Raw genomic sequence first — 19468 nt, forward strand, 5'->3', positions numbered from 1 at the left:
ACGCACCCACATCCGTACCGCTCGGCTGCCGGTGGGCAGGGCGAGACGGCCTGGCGTGCTCCGACCCTACGGAGCCGGGCCCGCACCGGCACACCCCTAGACGGGATACGTGGACCCCTAGGCAGCCGCGCCTGCCCGACGGCGCCGGTCAGGCGTCCGGCACCGTCGGGTGTCCCTTCCCCGGCCCGTCCCGCCCGGGGTCGGGCAGTGTCCGCTCAGGACTTGCCGAACTCCCGCTGGATGATGTCGAAGAGCTCGTCCCGGCTGGCCGACTCCAACTCCTCTGCGGCGGCCGGCGCCGGTGCGGTGGCGGCGGGTCGGCCCCGCCACCGGGTCAGCAGGTCCTCCAGCCGACCGACGACCGCGTCGTCGACCTGGTCGCCCGGCAGCCCGCCGAGGAGCTTGTCGAGGCGTTCGATCTCGGCCACGATCGGCAACGCCGGCTGCTCGGGCGCCAACTCGGCCCGCAGGTGACCGGCGAGCGCGTTCGGGGTGGGATGGTCGAAGACGAGGGTGGCGGGCAGTCCGATGCCCGTTGCGGCGGTCAGCCGGTTGCGCAGCTCGACTGCGGTGAGCGAGTCGAAGCCCAGTTCGAGGAAGCCGCGGGCGGGCCTGATCCCGCTCGGTGTGGCGTGTCCCAGCACCGCCGCGGCGGTGCCGCGGACCAGGTCGAGCAGGATGCGGTCGCGCTCCGACCCGGAGGCGGCGGCGAGCCGCTCGCGCAGCGCCGACGCCGCGCCGCGGTCCTCGCCCTTCGGCGCCTCCTCGGCCTGTGCGGGCTGTGCTTCGGGGATGTCGGTGAACAGACGCGACGGACGCAACGCCGTGAACGACGGCACAAACCGATCCCACCGCACATCCGCCACCACCACCTGCCCCTCACCACCATCCAACGCCCGCTGCAACGCCACCACCGCCAACTCCGGAGCCATCCCCGGCAAACCACGCCGACTCAACTGCTCCCCCGCCACCCCCACCGCCATACCCGCCTCAGCCCACGGCCCCCACGCCACCGACGTCCCCACCAACCCACGCCCACGCCGCGACACCACCAACCCATCCACAAACGCATTCGCCGCCGCATACCCCACCTGACCCGCAGAACCCCACACCCCCGCAATCGACGAAAACACCACAAACGCATCCAAATCCAAACCAGCAGTCAACTCATCCAACACCACCGCACCACCAACCTTCGCCCGCAACACCTCCTCCACCTCACCCACACCCACCTCACCCAACGGCGTCAACTGCGCCACACCAGCCGCATGCACCACCGCCCGCAACCGCTCACCCCGACCCACCAAATCCCCCAACAACCCCGCCACCGCACCACGATCCGCCACATCACAACCCACCACCGACACCCGCACACCCAAACCCTCCAACCGCCCCACCAACTCACCCACACCCGACGCACCACCACCACGCCGACTCACCAACACCACATGCTCCGCACCCACACCCACCGCCCACAACGCCACCCGCGCACCCAACGCCCCCGTACCACCCGTCACCAACACCGTCCCCGACAACCGAAAACCACCACCAACACCCGCACCCGCACCCGCACCCGCACGCACCAACCGCCGCACAAACACACCCGACGACCGCAACGCCACCTGATCCTCAACCCCCGACGACAACACCCCACACAACCGACCCCACACACCCCCACCCAACACACCCGGCAAATCCACCAAACCACCCCACCGCAACGGCACCTCCAAACCCACCACCCGACCCAAACCCCACACCGCAGAACCCGCGACATCCGCCAGCTCGTCCGAGCCGCCGACCGACACCGCCCCGCGCGTCAGCCACCACAACCGGCCCGACCCACCGACGTCGGTCAGCGCCTGCACCACGGCCAGCGCCGTCGACACCTCGGCGGCGGCCGGAACCGGGGACGCCTCCCGCGGCTCGGCCAGCGACAGCAGGGACACCACGTGGGCGTCCCGGGCGTCTGAGCTCATCGCCTCCAGCAGGAGCCGCGCCACCCGGTCGCGGTCGGCGCCGGCCGGGACCAGCACCGGGACCGCCCGGTCGGCCCGGGCAGCCAGCGCCGCGGCCACCGGGTGGTCCTCCTGCCCGGGCGCCATCAGCAGCAGCCAGGTTCCCGCCAACGTCGCGGAGTCCGGCACGGCGGCCGTACGCCACGTCGCCCGGTACCGCCAGGAGTCGACGACCGCCCGCTGCTGCGTCGCCCGCCGCCACCGGGCGAGTTTGGGCAGCAGCGCCGTGGACGGCTCGTCCGCGCCCACGGCGAGATCCTCGTCCAGCACGCCGAGGTCCCCGGACTCGACCGCCGCCCAGAACTGCTCGTCGGACGGGGCGTCGGCCCGCTCCGGAGCCGAGCCGGGCTGGGGGTCCTCCAGCCAGTAGCGCTGCCGGTCGAAGGCGTAGGTGGGCAGTTCCACCGCGCGCGGCCGGGTGCCGGTCTGGCCGAGGTACGCCGCCCAGTCGACGGCCACGCCGGCGGCCCAGAGCTGCCCCGCGGCACTGGTGAGGGTGGTGACGTCGGGCTGGCTGCGGCGCAGCGTGGCGACGTACCGCACGTCGTCGGCCGTGTCCGCCTCGGCGGCCATGGCGGTGAGGACCGCGTCCGGGCCGATCTCCAGGAAGGTGTCCACCCCCTGTGCCCGCAACGCCGCCACACCGTCGGCGAAGCGCACCGGCTGCCGCACGTGCCGCACCCAGTAGCCGGGCTCGGTGATCTCTGCGGCGTCCGCGACCGCGCCGGTCACGTTCGACACGATCGGGATCCTCGGCGACCGCCAGTCGAGCCCCGCCACCACCGACGCGAACTCCTCCAGCATCGGCTCCATCAACCGCGAGTGGAACGCGTGACTGACCGCCAGTTCCTTCGTCCGCCAACCCCGCTCACGAGCGGTCGTCACCACCGACGCCACCTCGCCGACGGCACCCGACACCACCACCGACGCCGGACCGTTCACCGCCGCCACGTCCACCGCCGCGCCGGTCACGCCGATCAACTCGGCGACAGCCTCCTCCGACGCGCCCACCGCCGCCATCACCCCACCGCTGGGCAACGCCTGCATCAGACGACCTCGCGCCGCCACCAACGTGCACGCATCCGACAGCGACAACATCCCGGACACGTACGCCGCCGTCACCTCACCGATCGAGTGACCGGCCAGGTAGTCGGCCCGCACACCCCACGACGCGAGCAACTCCCACAACGCCACCTCGATTGCGAACAGGCCCGCCTGCGCGAACACGGTCTGATCCAACAGAGCCGCAGTCTCCGAACCCGGCTCGGCGAACACCACCTCGCGCAACGCACGCGGCAGGCGCGGATCGATCTCCGCGCACACCTCGTCGAACGACGCCGCGAACACCGGGAACGCGTCGTACAGCTCCCGGCCCATGCCCACACGCTGCGAACCCTGACCCGTGAACAACACCGCCCGACGACCCGCCGACACCACACCCGCAGACCGGCCCTCGGCCACCGCCGCAAGGCCCGCCGCCAGCTCGTCGACGTCCGAGCCCCACACCACCGCGCGATGCTCCAACGCGGCACGGGCCGTCGCCAACGACCACGACACGTCCACCGGCGACAGACCACGATCGCGCACGAACGACGCCAACCGCCCGGCCTGACCCACCAGACCCCGCTCCGAACGCCCCGACACCACCCACGGCACCGGCACCCCGACCGGTGCGACGGGCGCGACCGAAGCCGGAGCGGCCTCGGGCTGCTCGATGATCACGTGCGCGTTCGTGCCCGAAATACCGAACGACGACACACCCGCCCGCCGAGCCCGGCCAACACCCGGCCACTGCCGCGACTCGGTCACCAACTCCACCGCACCCGACGACCAGTCCACATGCGACGACGGCACATCCACGTGCAAAGACGCCGGCACCATCCCATACCGCATCGCCAAGACCATCTTGATGATCCCAGCCACCCCCGCAGCCGCCTGCGTATGACCGATGTTCGACTTCACCGACCCCAACAACAACGGCACATCCCGACCCTGCCCATACGTCGCCAACAACGCCTGAGCCTCAATCGGATCACCCAACGACGTACCCGTACCATGCGCCTCCACCACATCCACATCAGCCGCCGACAAACCCGCAAACGCCAGAGCCTGCCGGATCACCCGCTGCTGCGACGGACCATTCGGCGCCGTCAAACCATTCGACGCACCGTCCTGATTCACCGCCGTGCCCCGCACGACCGCGAGGACCCGGCGCCCGTCGCGCCGCGCGTCCGACAGCCGCTGCACCAGCAGCACGCCGACGCCCTCGGACCAGCCCGTGCCGTCCGCAGCGTCGGAGAACGACTTGCAGCGGCCGTCGGCGGACAGGCCGCCCTGGATCGAGAACTCGGCGAACGTGCCCGGTGAGGCCATCACGGTGACGCCGCCGGCCAGGGCGAGGTCGCACTCGCCGGACCGCAGCGCCTGCGCCGCCAGGTGCAACGCGACCAGCGACGACGAACACGCCGTGTCCACAGTCACGGCCGGGCCCTCGAATCCGAACGAGTACGCCACCCGGCCCGACAACACGCTTGTCGCGTTGCCGGTGAGCAGGTGGCCGCCGACCTCCTGGGCCCGACCGACCGACCCGCTGGCGTACCCCTGGAAGCTGGCTCCGGCGAAGACGCCGACCGCGCCGCCCCGCAGGGTGGTCGGGTCGATTCCCGCCGACTCGACGGCCTCCCACGAGGTCTCCAGCAGCAGCCGCTGCTGCGGGTCCATGGCGAGGGCCTCCCGCGGCGAGATGCCGAAGAACTCGGCGTCGAACTCGCCGGCGTCGTAGACGAAGCCGCCCCTGCGGGCGAAGGACGTGTCGGACAGGCCGCTGCTGAGGAAGCTGTCCCAGCCCCGGTCGAGGGGGAACTCGGAGATGCCGTCGCGTCCCGTGGCGAGCAGTTGCCACAGTTCTTCCGGGGACGCGACGCCACCCGGGAGGCGGCAGCCCATGCCGACGATCACGATCGGGTCGTCGTCGACGGTGGCGACCCTGCGGTCGGCCGGCGCGTCGCCCGATGCTCCGAGCACGGTCTCCCGGATGAAGGCGACCAGGGCGGCCGGCGTCGGGTGGTCGAAGACGAGGGTGGAGGGCAACGCGAGGCCCGTCTCGGCGGTCAGCCGGTTGCGCAGCTCGACTGCGGTGAGCGAGTCGAAGCCGAGACGCTGGAACGCCCGGTCCGGCCGCACCGCCTCCACGGTGGCGTGGCCGAGCACCGTGGCGACCTGGGAGCGTACGAGGTCCAGGAGGGACGCCTCGACCTCCGGCGGCGTCAGGGCCGCGAGCCGCTCGCGCAGTGCGGAGGCCCGGTCGGTGGGGCCGGTCTCGGCTCGGGACGCCGCCTCGATCGCCGCCTGTGCCTCGGGGATGTCGGTGAACAGACGCGACGGACGCAACGCCGTGAACGACGGCACAAACCGATCCCACCGCACATCCGCCACCACCACCTGCCCCTCACCACCATCCAACGCCCGCTGCAACGCCACCACCGCCAACTCCGGAGCCATCCCCGGCAAACCACGCCGACTCAACTGCTCCCCCGCCACCCCCACCGCCATACCCGCCTCAGCCCACGGCCCCCACGCCACCGACGTCCCCACCAACCCACGCCCACGCCGCGACACCACCAACCCATCCACAAACGCATTCGCCGCCGCATACCCCACCTGACCCGCAGAACCCCACACCCCCGCAATCGACGAAAACACCACAAACGCATCCAAATCCAAACCAGCAGTCAACTCATCCAACACCACCGCACCACCAACCTTCGCCCGCAACACCTCCTCCACCTCACCCACACCCACCTCACCCAACGGCGTCAACTGCGCCACACCAGCCGCATGCACCACCGCCCGCAACCGCTCACCCCGACCCACCAAATCCCCCAACAACCCCGCCACCGCACCACGATCCGCCACATCACAACCCACCACCGACACCCGCACACCCAAACCCTCCAACCGCCCCACCAACTCACCCACACCCGACGCACCACCACCACGCCGACTCACCAACACCACATGCTCCGCACCCACACCCACCGCCCACAACGCCACCCGCGCACCCAACGCCCCCGTACCACCCGTCACCAACACCGTCCCCGACAACCGAAAACCACCACCAACACCCGCACCCGCACCCGCACCCGCACGCACCAACCGCCGCACAAACACACCCGACGACCGCAACGCCACCTGATCCTCAACCCCCGACGACAACACCCCACACAACCGACCCCACACACCCCCACCCAACACACCCGGCAAATCCACCAAACCACCCCACCGCAACGGCACCTCCAAACCCACCACCCGACCCAAACCCCACACCGCACCACCGTCCAGGTCGGTCAGAGGCTCGGAGTCGTCCACGGAGACGGCACCGCTGGTCAACCACCACAACCGACCCTCGACCTCGGTGACTGCAAGCGCCTGCGCGACCGCCAGTGCATCGACGACACCGGCGCCGGCCAGCGACATCAGCGAGATCATCCCGGCGACCGGTCCTGCGGCCGCCGAGGCGGCGGACAGCCGACGCGCGATCCCGTCCCGGTCCAGCTCGTCCAGCACCACGGGGATCATCTCGGCGCCCCGCTCCGCCAGCCCGGCCAGCAACGGGTGGTCCTCCTGGCCGGGGACCATCAGCACCAGCCAGGAGCCGGTCAGGTTCTCGTTCCCGGTCACGTCCTGACGCCGCCAGACCACGCGGTAGCGCCAGGAGTCCACAGTCGACCGCTGCTGTGCGGCCCGCCGCCACTGCGCGAGCTTCGGCAGGACCGCGCTGAACGGTTCGTCCGCGCCGACGCCCAGCTTGCCGCCGACCAGGTCGGGGTCGCCGGACTCCACGGCCGCCCAGAACCGCCCGTCGAGAGCTTCGCCGTGCGCGTCCCGGCGGGCCGCGGGCGCCGCCTCGGGCCAGTACCAGGTGTGGTCGAAGGCGTACGTGGGCAGGTCGACCACGCCCGGCCGGGCACCGGCCTGGCCGTGGTACGCCGCCCAGTCGACCGGCACACCCGCCACCCACAACTGCCCCAGCGCCGACGTCAACACGCCGACCTCCGGCTGATCCCGCCGCGACACCGCGACACAGCGCACCCCGGCATCAGCGACGATCTCCGCCACCATCGCCGTCAACGTCGCATCCGGGCCGATCTCCAGGAACGTGTCCACGCCCTGCCCCCGCAGAGCAGCCACCCCGTCGGCGAACCGCACGGGCTGCCGCACATGCCGCACCCAGTACTCCGGGTCAACCAGCTCCAGCGGCTCCGCGACCGCGCCGGTCACGTTCGACACGATCGGCACCCGCGGCACCCGCCAGTCCAGCCCCGCCACCACCGACGCGAACTCTTCCAACATCGGATCCATCAACCGCGAATGAAACGCGTGACTGACCGAGAGTTCCTTGACCCGCCAACCCCGCTCACGCGAGGCCGCCACCACCGAAGCGACCTCGCCGGCGGCACCCGACACCACCACCGACGCCGGACCGTTCACCGCCGCGATATCCACGCCCACACCGATCACGCCGATCAGCTCACCAACCGACTCCTCCGACGCACCCACCGCCGCCATCACCCCACCGCTGGGCAGGGCCTGCATCAACCGACCCCGCGCCGCCACCAGCACACACGCATCCGCCAGGGACAGCATCCCCGCCACATACGCGGCCGCCACCTCACCGATCGAATGACCCGCCACAAAATCCGCCCGCACACCCCACGACGACAACAACTCCCACAACGCCACCTCGACCGCGAACAGACCAGCCTGCGCGAACACGGTCTGATCCAACAGAGCCGCAGTCTCCGAACCCGTCTCCGCGAACACCACCTCGCGCAACGCACGCGGCAACAAACCGTCAAAACAGGCGCACACCCCGTCGAACGACGCCGCGAACACCGGAAACGCGTCGTACAGCTCCCGGCCCATACCCACGCGCTGCGAACCCTGACCCGTGAACAACACCGCCCGACGACCCGCCGACACCACACCCGACAACCGGCCCTCAGCCACCGCCGACAGACCAACGGCAAGCTCGTCCACCGACGAACCCCACACCACCGCACGATGCTCCAACGCCGCCCGCGACGTCACCAACGACCACGACACATCCAGCGGCGACACATCCGACTCACGCGCGAACGACGCCAACCGCGACGCCTGACCCGACAAACCCCGTTCCGAACGACCCGACACCACCCACGGCACCGGCAAAGCCACGGAAGCGCCCCCGGCAGGCGCCGGGGCAGACTCCGGCTCCGCCTCGACCTCGGGGACGGCCTCGGGCTCCGGCTGCTCCAGAATCACGTGCGCGTTCGTCCCCGAAATACCGAACGACGACACACCCGCCCGCCGAGCCCGGCCAACACCCGGCCACTGCCGCGACTCGGTCACCAACTCCACCGCACCCGACGACCAGTCCACATGCGACGACGGCACATCCACATGCAAAGACGCCGGCACCACCCCATACCGCATCGCCAAAATCATCTTGATGATCCCAGCCACCCCCGCAGCCGCCTGCGTATGACCGATGTTCGACTTCACCGACCCCAACAACAACGGCACATCCCGACCCTGCCCATACGTCGCCAACAACGCCTGAGCCTCAATCGGATCACCCAACGACGTACCCGTACCGTGCGCCTCCACCACATCCACATCAGCCGCCGACAAACCCGCAAACGCCAGAGCCTGCCGGATCACCCGCTGCTGCGACGGACCATTCGGCGCCGTCAAACCATTCGACGCACCATCCTGATTCACCGCCGAACCCCGCACCACCGCAAGGACCCGACGCCCGTCACGTTGCGCGTCCGACAGCCGCTGCACCACGAGCACCCCGACGCCCTCGCCCCACGCGGTGCCGTCCGCAGACTCGGCGAAGGCCTTGCAGCGGCCGTCCGCCGACAGCCCGCCCTGGCGGGAGAACTCGATGAAGGCGCCCGGGGTGGACATCACCGTGACGCCGCCGGCCAGGGCGAGGTCGCACTCGCCCGACCGCAGGGCCTGCGCCGCCAGATGCAACGCGACCAGCGACGACGAACACGCCGTGTCCACAGTCACCGCCGGACCCTCGAACCCGAACGAGTACGCCACCCGGCCCGACAACACGCTCGCGGAGGCGCCGGTCGCGCCGAATCCGGCGAGCGCCTCCCCGGCCTGGCGTACGACGGTCTCGTAGTCCTGGCCGTTGGTGCCGGCGAACACCCCGACGCGGCTGCCGCGCAGCGCGAGGGGTTCGATCCGGGCGTCTTCGAACGCCTCCCAGGAGACCTCCAGCAGCAGCCGCTGCTGCGGGTCCATGGCGAGCGCCTCCCGCGGCGAGATGCCGAAGAACTCCGCGTCGAAGCCGCCCGCGTCGGCCAGGAACGCCCCCCGCGAGACGTAGGAGTCGGTGCCGGCCAGCGACTCCAGGTCCCAGTGCCGGTTGGTCGGGAAGTCCGACATCGCGTCGGCACCGGCCGTCAGCAGGTCCCAGAGCCCCTCCGGGGACTCGGCTCCGGCCGGGAAACGGCAGCCCATGCCGACGATGACGATCGGGTCGTCGCCCACGACGGGGCCGGTGGCGGCGGGGACGGGCAGCGCCTGCCCGCCGAGCAGCTCGGCGTGGATGTGGCCGGCCAGGGCGGCGGAGTTCGGGTAGTCGAAGGCGAGCGTGGTCGGCAGCGCGAGGCCGGTCGCCGCGTCGAGCCGGTTGCGCAGCTCGACCGCCGCCAGTGACGTGAAGCCGAGGTCCTGGAACGCCCGGTCCGGCGCCACCCGCTCGGCGGACTCGTGGCCCAGGACGGCCGCGACCTCGGCACGCACGAGTTCGCCGAGGGCGCGCAGCTGCTCCGCACCGGACATTCCCGCCAGGCGCAGGCGCAGGTCGGCCGCCGGCACTGGGGCGTCGGCGGGCACCGCCGCGCCGGCCTCGGCCAGCAGGTCGCGGACCAGCGGGTGGGCGCGCCGAGGACCGGTGGCGGCCACCCGGGCCCAGTCGATGTCGGCCACCACGAGGTACGTCTCGTCGCGGTCCAGCGCCCGGCTGAAGGCGCGCACGGCTGTCTCCGGCGCCATCGCGCCGAAACCGGTGCGGCTGAGCCGCTGTTCGAAGTCGCCCGCGCTCACCCCGCCGTCGGCCCACAGGCCCCAGGCGAGCGAGGTCGCCGGCAGCCCCTCGGCGCGGCGGCGCTGCGCCAGGGCGTCGAGGAACGCGTTGCCCGGCGCATACGTGGCCTGGCCGGCGGCACCCATGAGGCCGGCGAGGGAGGAGAAGAGGACGAAGGCGGAGAGGTCGCTGCCCCGGGTCAGCTCGTCCAGGTTGCGCGCGGCGTCGACCTTCGCCCGCAGGGCGGTGGCCAGCTGGTCGACACTCACGGCGTCGACGACGTTGTCGTCGAGGGCCGCGGCGGTGTGCACGACCGCGCTCAGCGGAAGCTCGGCGGGGATCGAGTCGAGCAGCGTCGCGAGCGCGGCCCGGTCGGCCACGTCGCAGGACGCGAGGGTGACCCGGGTGCCGAGCCCGGCGAGTTCCTCGGCGAGGGCGGTCGCGCCGGGCGCCTCGCCACCCCGCCGGCTGACCAGGAGGAGGTGTTCGGCTCCTTCGGCGGCCAGCGCGCGGGCGACGTGTCCCCCGAGTGCCCCGGTGCCGCCGGTGATCAGCACCGTGCCGCGCGGCGTCCAGGAACCGCGCGCACCGGTGTCGCCGTACGTCGCACGAACGAGCCGGCGGGCGTGGCCGCCGGTGCCGCGCAGGGCGATCTCGTCCTCCTGGCCGGTGCCGGCGATCAGCGTCCGGAGCATGCGCACGGCGCCCTGGTCGGGCTGCTCGGGGAGGTCGACGAGCCCGCCCCACCGGTGCGGGTGCTCGGCGCGCAGCACGCTGCCGAAGCCCCACGCCATGGCCTGCACGGGGTCGACGTGCCGGTCGCGGGATCCGACGGAGACCGCGCCGCGGGTGGCGATCCAGAGCCGGGCGGTGATCCCGGCGTCGCCGAGGGCCTGCGCGAGCGCGACCGTGCCGGCGAGGCCCGTCGGCACGGAGGCGGCCCCGGCGTACGGCCGGGTGTCGAGGGCCAGCAGGGAGAGTACGGGCAGCACGTCCCCGTCGCGGCCGGTCGACGCCTCGGCGAGGTCGTGGGCGAGGCGCTTGCGGTCGCACGTGGCGTCGACCTCGACGATCCGCCCGCCGGCGGCGCCGAGGGCGGCGGCCCAGTCCGTCACGGCCGCGTCGGCGTCGGCCGGTACGACGAGCAGGAAGTCGGTCGCCTCGGCGCGGGCGGCGTCGTCCGTGAGCGGCTGCCAGGCCACCCGGTAGCGCCAGGAGTCGAGGGCCGCCTCGGCGTCCCGGCGGCGTCGCCAGGTGGACAGCGCCGGCAGCACGTCCGCGAGCGGGGCGTCGGCGTCGACGGCCAGGCTCTCGGCGAGGGTCGTCAGGTCCTCCGCCTCGATCGCCCGCCAGAAGTCCTCGTCGGCGGCGGTACGCCGGGCGGCGGGGGGACGGTAGGACCGCGTCGCGGCATTGATCCAGTAGCGTCGATGGTCGAAGGCGTACGTGGGCAGGTCGACCACGCCCGGCCGGGCGCCGGTCTGACCGTGGTAGGCGGCCCAGTCGACCGGCACACCCGCCACCCACAACTGCCCCAAGGCCGCCGTCACCGCAGCGAGCTCCGACTGGTCCCGCCGCGACGCCGGAACCCGCCGCACCCCCGCATCCGCGACGATCTCCGCCACCATCGCCGTCAACGTCGCATCCGGGCCGATCTCCAGGAATGTGTCCACCCCCAGCGCCCGCAACGCCACCACACCGTCGGCGAAGCGCACCGGCTGCCGCACGTGCCGCACCCAGTACTCCGGATCCACCAGCTCCAACGGGTCCGCCACGGAACCCGTCACGTTCGACACCACCGCGACGCGCGGCACCCGCCAGTCGAGCCCCGCCACCACCGACCGGAACTCTTCCAGCATCGGCTCCATCAGGCGGGAGTGGAACGCGTGACTGACCGCCAGTTCCTTGACCCGCCAACCCCGCTCACGGCAGGCCGCCACCACCGAAGCCACCTCGCCGACGGCACCCGACACCACCACCGACGCCGGACCGTTCACCGCCGCGACGTCGACCGCCGCTTCCGCAGCATCGATGATCCCCCGCACCGCGGACTCGGGCGCACCCACCGCCGCCATCACCCCACCGGCCGGCAGCGCCTGCATCAACCGGCCCCGCGCCGCCACCAACGTGCACGCATCAGCCAACGACAACACCCCGGACACGTACGCGGCCGTCACCTCACCGATCGAGTGACCCGCCAGGTAGTCGGCCCGCACACCCCACGACGACAACAACTCCCACAACGCCACCTCGACCGCGAACAACCCCGCCTGCGCGAACACGGTCTGATCCAACAGAGCCCCATCGGCGGTGCCCGGCTCGGCGAACACCACCTCGCGCAACGCACGCGGCAACAAACCATCGAACCGGGCGCACACCTCGTCGAACGACGCCGCGAACACCGGAAACGCGTCGTACAGCTCCCGGCCCATGCCCACACGCTGCGAACCCTGACCCGTGAACAACACCGCCCGACGACCCGCCGACACCACACCCGCCGACCGGCCCTCGGCCACCGCCGACAGACCCGCCGCCAGCTCGTCCACGTCCGAGCCCCACACCACCGCCCGATGCTCCAACGCAGCCCGGGTCGTCGCCAACGACCACGACACGTCCGCCACCGCAAGGCCGGACCGTTCCCGCACGAACGACGCCAACCGAGCCGCCTGACCCGCCAGACCCCGCTCGGAGCGCCCCGACAGCATCCACGGCACCGGCAACCCGACCGGCGCGGCAGACGCAGCGGCGGGCTCCGGCTCCGCCTGTTCGATGATCACGTGGGCGTTCGTGCCGGAGATGCCGAACGACGACACGGCAGCCCTGCGTGCGCGGACCGCACCCGGCCACTCGCGCGCCTGGGTCACCAGCTCCACCGCACCCGACGACCAGTCCACGTGCGACGAGGGCTCGTCCACGTGCAGCGTCGCCGGCACGGTCCCGTACCGCATCGCCAAGACCATCTTGATGACGCCCGCCACCCCGGCGGCGGCCTGCGTGTGACCGATGTTCGACTTCACCGATCCCAGCAGCAGCGCGTCCCGGTCGTCGCGGTCCTGCCCGTACGTGGCGAGCAGCGCCTGGGCCTCGATGGGGTCGCCCAGCGTCGTGCCCGTGCCGTGCGCCTCCACGACGTCGACGTCGGCGACGCCCAGCCGGGCGTTCGCGAGGGCCTGGCGGATCACCCGCTGCTGCGAGGGGCCGTTCGGCGCCGTCAACCCGTTCGACGCACCGTCCTGGTTGACGGCCGTGCCCCGCACGACCGCGAGGACCCGACGCCCGTCACGCCGCGCGTCCGACAGCCGCTGCACCAGCAGCACGCCGACGCCCTCGGACCAGCCCGTGCCGTCCGCCGCGTCGGAGAACGACTTGCACCGGCCGTCGGGGGCCATGCCCCGCTGCCGGGAGAAGTCGATGAACGTCTCGGGCGTCGCCATCACGGTGACGCCACCGGCCAGGGCCAGGTCGCACTCGCCCGACCGCAGCGCCTGCACCGCCAGGTGCAACGCCACCAGCGACGACGAACACGCCGTGTCCACAGTCACCGCCGGACCCTCGAACCCGAACGAGTACGCCACCCGGCCCGACAACACGCTGCTGGCGGTGCCGACGCCGAGGTAGCCGTCGAGGGCCTCCGGAACGTCGGCCAGCCCGGCGGCGTGGTTGTGGTACATCATGCCGGCGAACACGCCGACGGGGCGGCCCCGCAGCGCGAGCGGGTCGATGCGGGCGTCCTCGATGGCCTCCCACGCGGTCTCCAGCAGCAGCCGCTGCTGCGGGTCCATGGCGAGCGCCTCGTGCGGCGAGATCTTGAACAGGCTGGCGTCGAAGTCGCCGGCGTCGGCCAGGAAGCCGCCCTCGCGGGCGTAGCTGCTGCCCCGGCGCGCGCCGGACGGGTCGTACAGGTCAGCGACGTCCCAGCCCCGGTCGGCGGGGAAGCCGGTGATGCCGTCGCCACCGGCCACGAGGAGGTCCCACAACTGCTCGGGGCTGCGCACGCCGCCGGGGTAGCGGCAGCTCATGCCGACGATCGCGATCGGCTCGTCGAGCGCCGCGACGGCGGCGACCGGGGTCGCCTGGGCGTCGGCCCCGGTTCCGGTCTCGGCGTCCAGGTGGTCGGCGAGGGCGAGCGGGGTCGGGTGGTCGAAGACCAGGGTCGCGGGCAGGCGCAGGCCGGTGACCGCACCCAGCCGGTTGCGCAGTTCGACGGCGGTCAGCGAGTCGAAGCCCAGCTCGGTGAACGGGCGTCCGGCCTCGACGGCTGCGGCGTCGGCGTACCCCAGGACCGTCGCGACCTGGTCGAGGACGAGCCGCAGCAGGGCCGCGGCGCGCTCCTCGCGGTCGAGCCCGGCCAGCCGCTCGGTCAGGGCGGCGGTCTCCGCCGGGCCGGAGCGCGCGGCGCGGCGCCGGGGCGCGCGGACCAGGCCGCGCAGGACCGACGGCAGGGTGCCCGCCTCGGCCTGGGCGCGCAGCGCCGGACCGTCCAGCACCATCGGCACCGTCGCGGGCAGGCCGGTGAGCAGCGCGGCGTCGAGGAGCGCCAGGCCGTCCGCCTCGGGAAGCGGCCGTACGCCCGCGCGGGCCAGCCGGTCGGTGTCGGCCCGGTCGAGGCCGGCTGTCATGCCGCCGCCCGACTCGGCCCACGGTCCCCAGGCCAGCGAGTGCGCGGGGAGGCCCGCGGCCCGCCGCCGGTGGGCGAGTGCGTCCAGGAAGGCGTTGGCCGCCGCGTAGTTGGCCTGGCCGGGGCTGCCGGTCACGCCCGCCGCCGACGAGTAGGTGACGAAGAGCGCGAGGCGGCTGCCGGCGGTCAGGTCGTGCAGGTTCGCGGCGGCGTCCACCTTCGGCCGGAGAACCTCGTCGAGGGACTCGGGGGTGAGCGAGGTCAGGGTGCGGTCGGCCAGCACGCCCGCGGTGTGCACCACGCCGGTGAGCGGGTGCGCGGGGTCGATCCGGTCCAGCAGCGCGGCGAGGGCGTCGGGGTCGGCGGCGTCGCACGCCTCGACCGTCGCGGTGGCGCCCAGGTCGGCGAGGTCGGCGAGCAGGTCGGCGGCGCCGGCCGCGGCGGGCCCGCGCCTGTTGGTCAGCACCAGGTGGCGGACCCCGTGCCGGGTGACGAGGTGGCGGGCGACGAGCGCGCCCAGGGCACCGGTGCCGCCGGTGACCAGCACCGTGCCGTCCGGGTCCAGCGCCGGCGCCGGCGCGTCGGGTTCCGGGGTGGCGACGAGCCGGGGCACCCGGACCACGCCGTCGCGCACCGCCGCTTGCGGCTCGTCGGCCGACAGCAGGCCGGCGAGGGCGGAGGCGGAGCTCTCCTGGTCGTCGAGGTCGACGACGAGGAACCGGCCGGGGTGTTCGGCCTGGGCGGACCGGAGCAGGCCCCACACGGCGGCGCCGGCCAGGTCGGCCACGTCGGCGTCGGCGTCCACGGCGACGGCGCCGCGGGTGAGGACCACCAGCCGGGACCCGCCGGTGTGGTGCTCGGCGGCGAGCCAGCCCTGGAGCACGGCGAGCACCTCGGCGAGCAGGTCGTGGACCGGGCCGGGGCCGGTCGTGGCAGCGCCGGCCGCCTGGTACAGCACGACGTCGGGCACCCCCGCGTCGCAGAGCGCGGTGAGGTCGGCGTGCCGGTCGGCGGTCACGCCGGCCGGCAGCGGCGCGGGGCGGTCGCCGAGCACCGCCCAGGTCGTGCGGTCGGGCGCGCCCACGCCGCCGGCGTGCCGGGGCCAGTCGAGGCGGAACAGCGCGCGGCGCCACGGGGATCCGCCGGCGGTGAGTTCCCCGGCCGGCAGGGGCCGCAGCACCAGGGAGCCGATTCGGGCGACGGGCGCACCGGTCGCGTCGGCGACCAGCATGGACACCGTGTCCGCACCGGTGGGGGTCAGCCGTACCCGCAGCGTGTCGGCACCGTGGGCGGACAGGGTCACGTCGGACCAGGCGAACGGCATCCGGGCCTCGCCGGGGTCGACGATGCCGAACCCGACCGCCTGCACGGCGGCGTCGAGCAGCGCCGGGTGCAGCCCGTACCCACCGGCGTCGCCGGCCTCCGGGTCGGGCAGCGCCACCTCGGCGTACACGTCGGTGCCGACCCGCCAGGCGGCGCGCAGCCCGGAGAAGGCCGGGCCGTACGCGAAACCGGCCCGCGCCGCCCGCCCGGTCAGCTCCGACACGTCCAGGGAGGTGGCGTCGCTCGGCGGCCACTGCGCCGGCGTGCCGATGTCCTCATCCGGCTCCGGGGTGAGCAGGCCGGTGGCGTGTCGCACCCAGATGTCGTCGGTGCCGGCGCGGCGGGCGTGGACGGTGAGCTGCCACGCTCCGCCACCGGCGCGTTCGGCGGCGACCTGCACGTCGACGCCGCCGGTCTCGGGCAGCACCAGCGGCGCCTGGAGGGTCAGCTCGGCGAGCCGTTCGGCGCCGACCTCCGCGCCGGCCTGCAGCGCCAGCTCCACGAACCCGGTGCCGGGCAGGAGCACGACGTCGCGCAGGGCGTGGTCGGCCAGCCAGGGCTGGGTCTCCACGGACAACCTGCCGGTGAGCGTCACCTCGTCGCCGTCGGCCGAGCGGAACACCGCGCCGAGCAGCGGGTGGCCGGTCGGGGTCAGCCCGGCGGCGGTCACGTCGGCGGGCTGCGGCAGGGGCAGCAGCCAGTAGCGTTCGCGTTGGAACGCGTACGTGGGCAGGTCGACCGGCACGGGCGGGCCGGCGAACAGGGCCGCCCAGTTCACCGGCACGCCCCGGGTCCACAGGGTGGCCGCGGCGGCAAGGGCGCTCGTCGCCTCGTCGTGCTCGGCGCGCAGCACGGGGACGCAGACTGCCTGGTCCGCGCCGACGATCTCCTGGGTGAGCGCGCAGAGCACCCCGCCCGGTCCCACCTCGACGTACGCGCCCACACCCAGCTCACGCAGGGTGGTCACGGCGGCGTCGAAGCGGACCGTGTCGCGGACGTTGCGCAGCCAGTACGCCGGGGAGCACACCTCTTCGGGGTCGAGCACCGCTCCGGTCACTGTGGAGACCACGGGGATGCGGGGCGCGGCGAAGGCCAGTTGCCCGAGCACGTCGCCGAACGCGTCGAGCATCGGGTCCATGCGGGCGGAGTGGAACGCGTGGCTGACCCGCAGCCGCCTGGTGCTGCGGCCGAGGGCCGCGAAGTGCGCGGCGACCGCCAGCACGGCGTCCTCGTCGCCGGAGACGACGACGGACTCCGGGCCGTTGACGGCGGCCAGCCGGGCGCCGGCCGTCCCGGCGACGGTGGCCAGGTGCGCGTGCACCTCCGCCTCGGTGGCACGGATCGACACCATGGCGCCACCGGTGGGCAGCGCCTGCATCAGGGTGCCCCGGGCGGCCACCAGGCGGGCGGCGTCGGGCAGCGACAGGACGCCGGCGATGTGCGCGGCGGCCACCTCGCCGACCGAGTGCCCGGCCACGAAGTCCGGCACGACACCCCAGGACTCGACGAGCCGGTAGGCGGCGACCTCGACGGCGAAGAGCGCCGCCTGGGCGTACCCGGTGCGGTCGAGAACGTCGGCGGGGCCGTCGAGCACGCCGCGCAGCGGCCGGTCGAGGTGCTTGTCCAACTCTGCGCAGGCGGCGTCGAATGCCTCGGCGAAGGCCGGGAAGGCGGCGTACAACCGCTGGCCCATGCCGACGCGCTGGGCGCCCTGGCCGGTGCAGAGCACCGCGACGCGGGTGGGGCCGGCGACCCCGCGCCGCACGGACGCCGCCGGGATCCCGTCGGCCAGCGCGCCGAGCCCGGCGAGCAGCTCGTCCCGGTCGGCACCGAGCAGCACCGCCCGGTGTTCCAGGACGGACCGGCCGGTGGCCAGGGCCCGGCCCACGGCGGCCGGCGTGGCATCGGGGTGCTCGGCGAGCCAGGAGCGCAGCCGGTCGGCCTGGGCACCGAGCGCTGCGGCGCTGCGCGCGGAGACGACCCACGGCAGCGGGTCGGGGCCGGTGACGGCGTCGGTGGCCGGCTGCGGCGCGGGCGGGGCGGCCTCGACGATGACGTGGGCGTTGGTGCCACTGACGCCGAACGAGGAGACGCCGGCGCGCATGGGCCTCGTCGCGCTCGGCCACGGGCGCGGCTCGCGGAGCAGGCTCACCGCGCCGGCCGACCAGTCGACGTGCGGGGACGGCTCGTCGACGTGCAGGGTGCGCGGCAGGACGCCGTGACGCATCGCCATGACCATCTTGATGACGCCGGCGACGCCGGCGGCGGCCTGGGTGTGCCCGAGGTTCGACTTGATCGATCCGAGCCACAGGGGCTGGTCGTCGGCCCGGTCCCGGCCGTACGTGGCGAGCAGGGCCTGCGCCTCGATGGGGTCGCCGAGGCGGGTGCCGGTGCCGTGGGCCTCGACGGCGTCCACGTCAGCCGGGGCGAGCCGGGCGTTGGCGAGGGCCTGGCGGATCACGCGTTGCTGCGACGGGCCGTGCGGCGCGGTGAGGCCGTTGGAGGCGCCGTCCTGGTTGACCGCGCTGCCGCGCACCACGGCGAGCACCCGGTGGCCGTTGCGCTGGGCGTCGGAGAGCCGCTCCAGCAGCAGCAGCCCGGCGCCCTCGCTCCAGCCGGTGCCGTCGGCGGTGGCCGCGAAGGACTTGCACCGCCCGTCCGGGGACAGGCCGCGCTGGCGGCTGAAGCCGATGAACGTGTCGGGGCTGGACATGACGGTGACGCCGCCGGCCAACGCGAGGGTGCACTCGCCGGAGCGCAGCGCCTGCACGGCGAGGTGCAGCGCCACCAGTGAGGACGAGCAGGCGGTGTCGACGGTGACGGCCGGGCCCTCGAACCCGAAGGTGTACGAGATCCGGCCGGAGACGACGCTGCCGTGGTTGCCCGTGCCGACGAACGCCTCCACCTCCTGCGGGACGCCGTTGAGCCGGGAGACGTAGTCGTGGTACATGACGCCGGTGAAGACGCCGGTGCGGCTGCCCTTGAGCGAGTCCACGGCGAGGCCGGCCCGCTCGACCGTCTCCCAGGCGACCTCCAGCAGGAGGCGCTGCTGCGGGTCCATGGCCAGCGCCTCGCGGGGCGAGATGCCGAAGAACCCGCCGTCGAACTCGCCGGCGTCGTGCAGGAAGCCGCCCTCGCGGGTGTACGACTTGCCGTGCGCGTCCGGGTCGGGGTCGTAGAGGTTCTCCACGTCCCAGCCCCGGTCCGCCGGGAAGGGTGTGACGGCGTCGACGCCGGACTCGACCAGCCGCCACAGCGCCTCCGGAGTCCGCACCCCGCCCGGGTAGCGGCAGCCCATCCCCACGATCGCGATCGGCTCGTGGTTCTGCTCGTCGACTGCCCGCAGGCGTTCGCTGGTCTCGTGCAGGTCAGCGGTGACGCGCTTGAGGTACTCACGGAGCTTGGCTTCGTTCGCCATCGGGT

1 protein-coding gene is annotated in these 19468 nt (G+C 73.5%); it reads right to left on the minus strand.

All coding sequences use genetic code 11. The features are described 5' to 3' along the window. Window positions 1-215: 215 nt before the first annotated feature. Window positions 216-19463 carry a type I polyketide synthase gene (locus BFV98_RS07725; protein WP_071098786.1) on the minus strand — a complete coding sequence of 6416 codons (19248 nt, stop codon included), beginning with the start codon at window positions 19461-19463 and terminating at the stop codon, window positions 216-218. Window positions 19464-19468 lie beyond the last annotated feature (5 nt).

This window comes from Micromonospora sp. WMMB235, from assembly GCF_001855515.1.
Lineage (GTDB): Bacteria > Actinomycetota > Actinomycetes > Mycobacteriales > Micromonosporaceae > Micromonospora > Micromonospora aurantiaca.